10 protein-coding genes are annotated in these 12106 nt (G+C 40.8%); all 10 read right to left on the bottom strand.

Features of this window, described 5'->3' with window-relative positions:
* Window positions 1–256: 256 nt before the first annotated feature.
* The 10 genes from MKY07_RS08395 to MKY07_RS08350 all read right to left on the bottom strand — a co-directional run bounded on the left by MKY07_RS08395 (window position 257) and on the right by MKY07_RS08350 (window position 12080).
* A complete protein-coding gene (locus MKY07_RS08395; RefSeq protein WP_339264414.1) occupies window positions 257–1246 on the bottom strand; it encodes an HD domain-containing phosphohydrolase in 990 nt (329 codons plus the stop codon).
* A gap of 455 nt (window positions 1247–1701) precedes the next feature.
* A complete protein-coding gene (locus MKY07_RS08390) occupies window positions 1702–2316 on the bottom strand; it encodes a bifunctional 2-keto-4-hydroxyglutarate aldolase/2-keto-3-deoxy-6-phosphogluconate aldolase (protein ID WP_339264412.1) in 615 nt (204 codons plus the stop codon).
* 8 nt (window positions 2317–2324) lie between these two features.
* Window positions 2325–3269 carry a sugar kinase gene (locus MKY07_RS08385; RefSeq protein WP_339264411.1) on the bottom strand — a complete coding sequence of 315 codons (945 nt, stop codon included), beginning with the start codon at window positions 3267–3269 and terminating at the stop codon, window positions 2325–2327.
* 120 nt (window positions 3270–3389) lie between these two features.
* Window positions 3390–4487: a sn-glycerol-3-phosphate ABC transporter ATP-binding protein UgpC gene (gene ugpC, locus MKY07_RS08380; RefSeq protein WP_339264410.1), complete on the bottom strand. Its 1098-nt coding sequence runs from the start codon at window positions 4485–4487 to the stop codon at window positions 3390–3392.
* A gap of 151 nt (window positions 4488–4638) precedes the next feature.
* The gene (locus tag MKY07_RS08375) at window positions 4639–5493 is read right to left on the bottom strand and encodes a sugar phosphate isomerase/epimerase (protein WP_008407836.1); all 855 of its coding nucleotides are present in this window, start codon (window positions 5491–5493) and stop codon (window positions 4639–4641) included.
* Window positions 5494–5568: 75 nt separating this feature from the next.
* Window positions 5569–6351, bottom strand: coding sequence for a 2-dehydro-3-deoxy-D-gluconate 5-dehydrogenase KduD (kduD, locus tag MKY07_RS08370; protein ID WP_008407838.1), 783 nt, complete (start codon window positions 6349–6351; stop codon window positions 5569–5571).
* A 19-nt stretch (window positions 6352–6370) separates the two neighbouring features.
* Window positions 6371–7201 carry a 5-dehydro-4-deoxy-D-glucuronate isomerase gene (kduI, locus tag MKY07_RS08365; RefSeq protein ID WP_008407839.1) on the bottom strand — a complete coding sequence of 277 codons (831 nt, stop codon included), beginning with the start codon at window positions 7199–7201 and terminating at the stop codon, window positions 6371–6373.
* Between the two features lie 230 nt (window positions 7202–7431).
* Window positions 7432–8976, bottom strand: a complete 1545-nt coding sequence (locus tag MKY07_RS08360; RefSeq protein ID WP_339264408.1) for a response regulator — start codon at window positions 8974–8976, stop codon at window positions 7432–7434.
* A gap of 2 nt (window positions 8977–8978) precedes the next feature.
* A complete protein-coding gene (locus MKY07_RS08355; RefSeq protein WP_339264405.1) occupies window positions 8979–10748 on the bottom strand; it encodes a sensor histidine kinase in 1770 nt (589 codons plus the stop codon).
* A gap of 225 nt (window positions 10749–10973) precedes the next feature.
* Window positions 10974–12080, bottom strand: coding sequence for a glycoside hydrolase family 88 protein (locus tag MKY07_RS08350; RefSeq protein WP_339264404.1), 1107 nt, complete (start codon window positions 12078–12080; stop codon window positions 10974–10976).
* Window positions 12081–12106 lie beyond the last annotated feature (26 nt).

Genomic DNA, 12106 nt, shown 5'->3' with positions numbered 1-12106 from the left:
CAGGTCTGCTAATAAGCTACCGAGAACTTCTAATATGTGAGTCGGATGTTCTAATATATCGGGGAAAGTTCTAATATAAGCTGCAGACCACAATTTCTAATATGCAATCACAAAGTTTTAATGATCTTGTGCCCCGGTTTTTTAATAAGTTAGTGCGATCTTCTAATAAGCTGCCAAGAACTTCTAATATGTTAGCAACACTATTAAAAAATTTCATCTTAAAAGTAATGAGTCCGGTTTAATACCGGACCCATATTTAAAACAGGCTGATAAATGTTTCCGCAATTAACGGGTCAAAATGTTTCCCTTTGTTTTCATCAATAAATGCCAGTGCTTTTCCTTCTGGCCAAGAATCTTTATACGGTCTGCGCGTCGTTAACGCATCAAACACATCGACGATTGATACGACTCTTGCTTCAAATGGAATCTGCTCACCTTTTAACTGGAAAGGGTAGCCTGTCCCATCCCATTTTTCATGGTGATACAAAATAATATTTTCTGCGACTTCCATACTCTTTATAAAATCATAATTGATTTCCTTCGACATTTTATTTAAAATATCGGCACCTGTTAACGGATGCATTTCAATTATTTTTCTTTCGTAAATGGACAATGCTCCAGGTTTATATAAAATTCCTTCTGGCATACCCGCTTTCCCGATGTCATGCAATATACTGGAATGAATTACATTGTTCATATAATTAGGTTCTAATTGAAGGTTATTTTTCTCATTGTATGCTTTCAAAAGTTTTTCCGTTAATGCCTGTACTCTTATCAAGTGCTCTTCCGTTCCGGGATCACGAATTTCACAAGAGATGGCCAGCACTTTCAAAAGCTCTCTCTGCACTTCAATTTTTTTGTCTTCCGATATATATAACCCTTCTTCCAACTGCTCTAACGCGCGAAAAATACCAATATAATATAATTCATTCCCTATCTTGAAAGGAGTGATTGTAATTGACGAATGCCAGAGTTCCCCCGATTTCTTTCGATTCACAAAAATTCCTGACCAAGGGATCTGTTGCTTTAGGGAATCTTTCATTGAACAATATGTTTCTTTATTCGTAAGATTCGATTTAATAAAACCTGCTTTCACACCGATTATTTTACTTTTTTCAAAACCGGTTACCTTTTGATATGTATCATTGACATCCAAAATAATATGGTTACTGTCTGTGATCAGTACAGCATCTCCCAATTCCAAAAAGCCTTTTAGCTGGAAAGGTAACTGCAGCGTTGTTTTCATAAATTTCCCCCTGTTCCATTTGAGTTCTTGCTTAGCATCGCGTGAACTTCTTACACTCAAACGAATATATGGAAATATTATACTGATAAAACAATAATAATGCGCCCTTGTTCTTCGTGAAAAAAGACACTTTTCCCACTCATTATATCGCTTTCTTAATATCTCAATATTTTTTAACTAAATGTAAACAGCTTATGAATTTTTTACAACCCGTAAGGATTAGAAAATGACTAATTAAAACAACAGTTCACATACAATAAGGTGGTCAAAAATAAAAACCCTTGAATCTCAAGGATTTTAGGTATGAAAAAATTCAGTTGATTTTAAAAATATAAAACTTAGAACAAAAAGGAGTCCGTTAGAAATTCATTTTTCTTTCACAAGCCCAGCAAGACTTAAAATGCCTCCATACATATAAATATGCTATATTTCCTCCTAAATATTGAAGCTCCAAATCATAGCTTCCCACAATACTCCTGACTCGCAGCTACAACAGCATTTATTCCACCAATTGCATAGGCCTTCGTTAAATCACTGCCAATGCCTACAGCAACAGCACCTGCCTCCAGCCACTCCTGCATATTGTTGGCGTTTATCCCGCCTGTCGGCATTATTTCCACATGAGGCAACGGTCCATTCACCGTTCGGATAAAGTCGGGTGAGAAATGGTTCGCCGGGAACAATTTTACGATATCACAGCCTGCTTCCAATGCCGTTATTATTTCATTTAAAGTCATACACCCCGGTAAATAGGGCACGCCGTAGCGGTTGCATAATTTTGCGATGTCCGCATTAAAGCTTGGGCTGACAATAAATTTCGCTCCGCATATAATTGCATGTCGTGCCGTTTCCGAATCCAGAACGGTTCCAGCGCCTATGACCGCATCTAAAGAGCGGATCTCCTGAAATACGTCCTGAACAAACGGTGTTGTATATGTAAGTTCTATAAGGCGGATTCCGCCCTGTACAGCGCCTTGAATTATCTCTGTCGCTTCGTTCACCGAGTTTCCGCGAATGACCGCAACAATTTTATGCTCTTTCAGTTGGTGTATCACTTCATATTTTTTCATCGGACCCCTTACCTTTCGACTAACGTTTTCTGTCCTAAAAATACTTCCACATCCGTATATTCCGGCAAGCCTTCATTGTCTCCCTTTACCGTTGTTACCATCGCACCAACAGCATTCGCAAAGCGCAGACGCTCGGCCATGTCATAACCGTTCATTAGACCGAAAATATAGCCCGCATCATACCCGTCTCCGGCACCAACCGTATCGACAGGTTTGACGAGAAAAGGTTCGGCATTATGCCAGTGTCCATCTACATAAGCTTTCGAACCATTCGCGCCGTCCTTTATGACAAGTTCGGAGATATTATACTGTGCAACAAACTGTTCAAATGGCATAGTATCGATAATCATCTCGATTTCGTCCAGCCCGGTTAATAAAATGTCGACATACGGGAAAATCTCAAAATATGCAGCCCTTGCTTGCTCCAATGTCCAAAGCTTCAAGCGGATGTTCGGATCAAAAGAAACCGGAATGCCTTTTGCTTTTGCGATTCGTAAAATGGACAGTCCAATTTGCAGGTTTTGCGGTGCAATGGCCAAAAACACGCCCGTCAGATGAACATACGCAATATCATCGAACATTGATTCATCAATATCCTCTTCGGTCATCGTTAAAATCGGTGACTGATAGCGGTAGTAAAACGTCTTACCAGAGCCGTTTTCCAATATTTCTTTAAAATTAAGTGATGTCGGATAGCCGGATACATGCTTCACATATTCCATATTGATTCCTTCACCGCGCACTGTATTATAAATATATTTCGAAAATTCATCCCCGCCTAATCGGCTCATCCATTTGACGGGAAGTCCTAATCTGGCACAGCCAATGGCAAAATTCAGTTCTGCCCCGCCTAACTTGCGTTCAAATGAATCAACATAACGTAACGGACCTGTAGCCACCGGATTAAATGTGATCAGTGCATCCCCTAAAGTGAAAATATAGTTTCGTTCCACGAGCTTTCCCCCTGCTTTCATACAAGTAATTGTTGAAAGAAAGGCCGTCCTAAAAGTAAATGACTTTTGGACAGCCTCATTTCTTCTATTAAGTTAGAAGCTTCACTATTGCTTCCGTTATTAACGAATACGTATTTCTGTTTCTTTATCAAAGAAGTGCATTTTATTCGTATTTACAGCAAAATTGACTTTTTGTCCTGCTTCAATTGTGTGTTGGGCATCCGTCAATGCGACAACTTCCTGATCGCCGATTTTGAAATACAGCATAATTTCAGAACCTGTTAACTCCGCAACTTCGATTTCATATTGAGATACAACAGAAGGATCAAGCTCCGCCGTCTCTTCCCCTACGAAAAAGCTCTCAGGACGAATTCCTAAAATAACTTCCTTCCCGACATAACCTTGCTTACGAAGCATCGTCATTTTATCTTCCGGAATTATAATTTTTCTGTCTCCCAGCTGGTAATAACCATCTTCTACACGACCATTTAAAAAGTTCATGGAAGGTGAACCGATAAAGCCGCCAACAAACACATTTTCAGGATTATCATAAATATACTTCGGTGCCCCTACCTGATGAATAATACCGTCCTTCATCACGACAATACGGCTCGCCATTGTCATCGCTTCTGTCTGGTCATGTGTTACATAAATTGTCGTTGTGCCAATACGACGGTGCAATTTAATAATTTCCGCACGCATTTGCACACGCAGCTTTGCGTCCAGATTTGACAGTGGCTCGTCCATCAAGAACAGCTTCGCATCCCGCACAATGGCACGACCCAATGCAACACGCTGTCTTTGTCCACCAGATAAAGCTTTCGGTTTACGAGTCAAGTAATTTTCAATGCCCAAAATTTTCGCCGCATTGCGTACTCGCTCATCGATTTCCGACTTCGGCAGCTTCCGTAATTTTAAACCAAACGCAATGTTATCATAAACCGTCATATGCGGGTAAAGCGCATAGTTTTGGAATACCATGGCGATATCACGGTCTTTTGGTGCGATATCATTGACACGCTTATCATCAATATAGAAATCCCCTTTTGAAATCTCCTCCAAGCCTGCCATCATCCGTAAAGTTGTCGATTTACCGCAACCAGAAGGACCTACAAAAACGATGAATTCCTTATCCTCGATATGCAAGTTAAAATTATCAACAGCGGTTACTTTATTATCATAAATTTTATAAATATTATTTAATTTTAATTCTGCCATTTCCTTACCCCCTCAATCGATTCCACGTGAACATTGCTAATGTGCTTCTTAATTTAATAGTAATAGAAAACGCTTTCAGAAATAATTTAAAATTTTTAGATAATTGTATAAAATCTTATAATATATGGTGTATGATGTGCTATTTCGTTCTTTACTGCACTCTTTTAGCTTGTTCATACCGTCCTTGTATATAACGAATGCTGTCGGTAAGATGGGGGTCGCGTGTATTTTCCAAAAGAATGTTGATGAACGGCTTCTCCTTCTTCAGTCGTTGCAACAAATATTTATAATCCAGCTGTCCAGTCCCAACTGGTACCATCGTAATTTCTCCATTGTCTACGATGAAATCTTTTGCGTGAACAATAACTATCCGTTCACCGAATAATTGGAACGCTTCCTCCATGACAGAATGCTGTTCATGGACATTATCCAAGCTCATAAAATTCGCTGGGTCATAAATGACTTGCAGGTTCGGAGACGGTACATCTTCCAGTAATCGCTTCATCCGTTTCGGTGTATGAATCGGGTGATTGATTCCGCCTTCAACCCCGACGATGATACCAAACTTTTCGGCCTCTTCTACGAGCTCACGCACACTTTTCACCACTTCTATATAAGCTTCCTCAGTAAAATTATCTTCGCTGTAACCGAGTGATGGAATAACACTGCCCGTTTCTGTTCCGACAATAGTGCAGCCGAAATCACGTGCGAAACGGATATGCTCTTTAAAACGATCGAGCTGCCTCTGTCTTTCAGGTAAATCCGGATGAATCATATTAATGTAACAGCCTAAAACAGCGATCCGAACATCATGCTGCTGAAAAATCGATTTTACATAATGACCATACCCTGGTGATAATGAACCTGTACTTGTTGAAAATTCCGTAATGGATTTTGCAAGTGCAAGCTGGACTGCAGAAAATCCTCTTTGCACTACGTTTGCAGCAAGCTCGTGTAAGTTTTTTGCTTCCACATCATGTGCACGAATACCTAAATTTACTTTCATTGTCCCCACATCCTTTAGTAAAAGCCGTATCAGCATGGCGTGATACGGCTTATGATTTCGTATTAATTTTAGTCGTTATCTTGCCAGCCAGCCGCCATCAACAGCTAAAATATGACCGTTCGTATAATCCGAAGCACGGCTTGCCAAGTAAACGACCGATCCCATCAAGTCTGCAGTCGTAGCCCAACGTCCTGCAGGAATACGGGATAAAATTTCCGCACTGCGCTTTTCATCCTGGCGAATTGGTGCCGTATTATCTGTCGCCACATAGCCTGGAGCGATCGCGTTAATCTGCACATTATGCTCTGCCAGTTCATTGGCGAATGCCTTTGTCAAACCGGCAACGGCATGTTTGCTCGCTGTATATGGCGGAACAAATTTGCCGCCCTGATATGAAAGCATTGAGGCGATATTAATAATTTTCCCGCTCTTTTTTTCTACCATTACTTTCGCGACTTCCTGGCTTAACAGATAGAGGGAGTTTAAGTTAATTTCCATAACCGCATCCCAGTCTTTTTCCTCGTAATCCAATAATGGCGAACGACGGATCGTACCGGCATTATTCACTAAAATATCCACTGTGCCATACTCTTGCAGGCAAGCTTCTACAGCTGGTTTGATGACCGTACGATCGCTTAAATCAGCTTGAAAAAATGTTGCTTTTTGGCCTGTTTCGTTGATAAGACGTTCTGTCTCACTCCAGTCTGCGCTGCGTGCGATGACAAAAATATCTGCTCCCGCTTTTGCCAATGCGACCGCATATGCCTGACCTAACCCTTTATTGCCGCCTGTTACAATCGCAATTTTCCCTTTTAAGCTAAAGTAATCCAATGAAAAACCGGCTACATCCTGTGTCATCTATTGTTCCTCCATTCGCTTATCGTAAATCTTCCATTTTTACATGGTCCATGTCGTCATACGTAATGTTTTCGCCGCACATTCCCCAAATGAATGTATAGTTACTTGTCGCTGTGCCTGTATGAATCGACCAGCTTGGGGAAATTACCGCCTGTTCATTTTTCAAAATAAGATGACGTGTTTCGTCCGGTTGGCCCATAAAGTGGAAAACGCGTGTATCCGCTTCCATATCAAAGTATAAATACACTTCCATACGGCGTTCATGCGTATGAGCAGGCATTGTATTCCATACACTGCCCGGTGATAGCATCGTCAAGCCCATCTGCAACTGGCAGCTCTCGCAAACATTCGGATGAATATATTGATAGATTTTCCGTTCATTCAATGTACCTGGTGCACCTGCTTCTAACGGTTTGATGTTGTTAATGTCAATTTTCACCGTCGGATATGTATGGTGCGCCGGTGTGGAATTGATGTAGAATTTCGCCGGATTTGCCGCATCGTTTGATCGGAACAGCACTTGTTTCGTACCACGGCTAACATATAAACCGTCTCGGCGCTGCATGTCATATTCAATACCATCCAATACGACAACCCCATCACCACCGATATTGATGATGCCCAGTTCACGGCGTTCTAAAAAGTAACTCACGCCCAATTCTTTATCCAGTTCAATCGTCAGTTCCGTATCAGCTGGTGTCACCCCGCCAAAAATCATACGGTCGACATGTGTATATGTTAAATGTACCTTTCCAAGTTCAAAAAGTGTTTCCACTAAAAAATGCTGACGCAATTCGTCCGTATTATAGCGTTTAATTTCTTCAGGATGATTGGCATAACGTGTTTCCATTTGACTACCTCCTCCGGTTAATAAACAGTTTTAATCATTCAGGTCTGTGATCCCTAAGTTTCGCTATTGTTTTCTGAATATTGTTACAACCCGATTATAAAAAACGATGTAAGTGTTTACAATGTTACGTAAGGATGTCCTTAAAATATCAAACGCTTTTCTTAAATATTTGTACACATAAGCTCGGCTTCAGCCCGGGCTATAAAAAAAGCTAGCGGCATCTTTAACCGCTAGCTGACATTCGGATTCAGTTTCTTTTTAAATTCGGCCGGCGTATGGCCCGTGTATTTTTTAAAACAAATGCTGAAATATTGCGGATTACTGTACCCTACCTGCTCGCTAATTTCATAAGTTTTCAAACTTTCTTCTCGCAGCAGTTCCATCGCTTTTTTCATGCGCAATTCCAATAAATAATCGCCAAAATTAAACCCTTTTTCGAGTTTAAACAGATTGCTTAAATACGGTGCACTTACATGAATCATTTTAGCCAGTTTCTGCAATGTTAAGTTGCTGTCCGAATAATATTCATTCATATAGTAGATCGCCAAATCAACATGGCTTTTAAACTTACTTTCCTCTTTTTGATAAAGAATTTCCGACCACTGTTGAATAAGCTCCCGGATAATTTGCATCATGTCGTGCAGTGAATTCATTTCCATAACAGCCTGATATACATGAGCGGAATAGGTCGATGCTTCGTCTTTACTCCAGCGGTCGATTTCAAATGATAACAGCGTCGCATATTTCAACGTCATCACTTTCAGATCTGCTAGAGACAGCGATTGATAGTCGATGATTGCGTCATGAAATTCTTCAAGCAATTCCTCCACTTTTTCCGGAACCCCTTGCTTAATCTGTGCAATCAGTTTCGTATCAATCGCTTTTAAACTTTCCGCTGATTGCTCGCCGCTTGTCACTTTTTCATCGATTGAAAACAGTTTGCCAGTCCCCAGAATATAGCGCAAATCCAACGCCATTTTAGCCTCGACAAACGAACGGCCAATTTCAAACAAATTCGTATACGGACGCCCATACGCCAATGTCACATCCGGCAGCTGCTCAAGCAAAAAGGTTGCCAGGCCAACAGCTTCCACCGTTTCATCATGACCGATCAGCAGCACCCATTCATTGTCCGTGACAGATAATAGATGAAATTTGTCTTGATCAATCTGCGTTGATGTATTCAGAACAATTTCTTTATCAAGCGACGATTGCAGCTTTCCTTCACATCCGTCATGCACAATAATGGCAGAATAAAATGTCCCGTCCAAGTGAACATCCAATTCAGCAAGCCCTTTTTCAATATCGGTCTCCGTTTCACCAACCGTCATGAGCTGTTTGAAAAATTTCTGCTGGCGTATTGCACGCGACTCTACCAGCAATTGTTCATTCGAAAACGTTTCGGACCATTCCGCGAGTGCTTCCTTCACCTTTTCAAGCAGCAGTTCCGAATCGACCGGTTTCAATAAGTAATCGAATGCTTTTAACTGTACCGCCTGCTGTGCGTAACTAAAATCCTCATAACCCGTCAAAAATATAAATTTTGTCTGCGGACTGATTTCCTTTAATTGACGCGCCATATCGAGCCCATTTAAAAAAGGCATATTAATATCTGAAATGACGAGATGCGGCTGATGCTGTGCAATCAGTTCAAGTGCCATTTCCCCGTCACTTGCTTCTCCTACCACTTCTATTCCATTCTCTCCCCATGGAATCGTCTGGCAAATGCCTCGACGAATAATGCGATCATCCTCTACTACGATTATTTTATACATCCTTAGTCAAGCCCCCCTGTTGTCACCGGAATAGTAATAATCATTGATGTCCCTTCTCCATATACACTTCGGATTGTGAGTCCGTAAGCTTCCCCGTACTGCATTTTAATTCGGTCATTGACAGACTTTATGCCAATTCCGATATATTGCTTCTGATCTTGGTAAGTCAGCTGCAGCTCCGCATGAATCGCTTCAAGCCTTTCCTCGGAAATTCCTGAGCCGTTATCTATTACATCCATGTAAATACGATCTGCGTCCCGGTATCCTTTAATCACAATCTTTCCTTGGCCGCGCTTTTGCTTTACGCCATGATAGATCGCATTTTCAATTAACGGCTGCAACGAAAGTTTGACAATCTCATTATCCAAAATGCTTTCCTCTACTTCAATTTCATACGTAAAATCATCCCCGTAACGCATCTCCTGGATAATCAAATAATTTTCGATATGCTCAATTTCTTCTTTAACCGAGATGATTTCCTTCCCTTTACTAATCCCGATACGGAAAAAGTTCGATAATGCCGTGACCATCTGGCTCGCTTCTTTTGTCATGCCCATGTCACAGAGCCCCTTAATCGAGTAAAGCGTATTATAGAGGAAATGCGGATTAATTTGTGCATGCATAATAGCAAATTCCAGTTGGCGTTTTTCTTCTTGCTCCAAAATCACCTGGTCCATCAACACATTTATCCGGTCGATCAATTCGATAAAACCACGGTTCAACACACGCATCTCTTTCGGTCCTGATATTTTTTCTTCCAAATAAAGATGGTTTTCATTGACGAGATCCATCTGTTTCGCCAATTTCTGAAACGGTTTCGACATATAGGAAATGAAAATATTCGTCACAAAGACAACGAGACCGATCATGATGATAATTAAAAACAATGCGAATATTTTTATATACTCCACTTTGTTCAACAGATCATCTTCAGGCACAATCGCTGCGATTTTCCATCCGTTCGACTCTAGCGTATCGTATATGACAATCATTTCTTCATTGTCTTCATTTGTATATGTAATTTGGTCTTTTGGATTTGATAATTGATGCAATTTCTGAAAAGTCTTGTCATCAAGCGTATATTTCGACTCAAGTTCCTTCGACTGATAGATCCCGTCTTCGGAAATAAGCGCCAAATAACCATTCTCCCCGATGAGTGATCGACTCAGCACCTTTCCGAAAAATTCTTCGCGAATATTAAAGAGCACTATGCCTTTTTTCTCCAGCTCATTCAGTTCCAAAAGCTTGTACATCGACATCACCGAATTCCCGGTATGAAATGCTGCGTCTTCATGCACATTTTTCCATTTGAAATTTTCACTGTTTGGTTTGTAATTCACGAAAAAATCATCATAGTCAATGACCGGTTTTTTCGTAAATTCACTTTGATAAATCAAAAATTCCCCTACGTTCAGATCAATCGTAGCCGACTCCAAAATGGTACTGTACCGCCCGTAAATGATCTGCAGGTTTTTATCAATCGGAATGTAATCTTCCGGTACAATCTGCTCCTGCTCCTTCATCAGTAAACTGACCAGCCGTGAATCATAGGAAATGGACACAAGCTGCGAAAACAGATCCGAAAGGGTGTGGTCTAAATAATTTTTCGTTTGATAAATCGTATCGTTCATACTTTGATACGTATTTTCTTCAATTTGTGCCGTTGCGATGTAAGTCGATACACCACCCGTCACTAAAATACATAAAATTACAATCGGCAAAAACAACATATTCATCGTTGTTTTAAAAGAGTGAAAAATATATTTATACAAAAATGTCCTCAGTCGTTCCAGATGCCCCACCTACCAAACATTCCATTCTCTTTTAAGGAGATGATATTTCATACATAAAACGCATACAAGAAGAGTAACGCAGTTTCTACAATTATTTTCTATATTTTCTAATTATTCTAACATAAACATGTTATTACTTTACATTTATTTTTTGAAGTCAAGAAAAAAGTACCCTATAAACCGGGTACCTTTCCGTTTCTATTATTATTTTGCCTTAATGTCGTGCAACGCCATGCTTGCTAGGATGAATGCGCCCATGCCATGCAAATCATTTTCGGAAGTTGGGCGGTCCACATAATAATCGTACACCCCTGCGGATGTGCCAATGCAGATACCTTTTAGATTGGCTACATCCTCCTGCACATCGACCATATGCTCGATCAGTCCGTCATACGCTTTATTTACTACTTGTTGATAGGAATCATCAACCAAGCCAAGTTTAATCGCTTTTGCGATGAAGTAAATAAACAGGGACGAGCAGGAAGATTCCAGCCAGTTATCATCAAGGTCTCCTTTATCAACAATTTGATACCATAAGCCCGTTTCTTCGTCCTGAAACTTCGTAATAGCAGGCACTAAATCTTTTAGCGATTGTTCCATCTCTTCCTGCCCTCTTGAACCGTTGATCAATTCCAAAATATCGACAAGTGCAGTACCATACCAGCCGACAGAACGTCCCCAAAATTCCGGGGAGCACCCTGTTTCTTTGTCCGCCCATGGTTGCGCCTTTTTCTCATCCCACGCATGGAACAGTAAGCCTGTATTCTTATCCTTCATATGTGCGCGCATCAGTTTTTCCTGGCGAACGACATTCAGCACTAGCTCTTCCTCGACAAAATGCTCATTGTACATGAGCATAAACGGTGCCGCCATGAACAAACCGTCCAGCCACATTTGATAAGGATATTTATCTTTATGCCAAAAGCCACCCTCTGTTGTCTGATTAATCGAATACAGCAAATGACGAAGTTTTTTCGCAGCAACTAAATAACGACGGTCTTTTGTCTGTTCATACAAAGGGAACAGTAAAATGCCTGCCTGAACAGAATCAAGCTCATCCCGTGCAAAGTATAAGTTACCTTCTTCGTCGATCAGGCTGTCGATATAGCCTTTCATATAGTCAAAATACTGCTGGTCACCTGTCGCTTCCCATACACGAAGCATACCGTATAAAAATACCCCCTGATGATAGTGGAAGGAATTCGCCGGTGGCAGCTGATCTGGTGTATACGTATCCATAATTGCCTTACATGCTTTTTCCGCCAGTGCAAGCGGTGTATTAACCGTAATATTTTCGGATGTCGTTCTCATTTGTGCCCTCTCCTTTAGCTTTAGCG

The organism is Solibacillus sp. FSL W7-1472 (assembly GCF_037969775.1).
Lineage (GTDB): Bacteria > Bacillota > Bacilli > Bacillales_A > Planococcaceae > Solibacillus > Solibacillus silvestris.
This window is presented reverse-complemented; position numbering and strand designations above follow the sequence as displayed.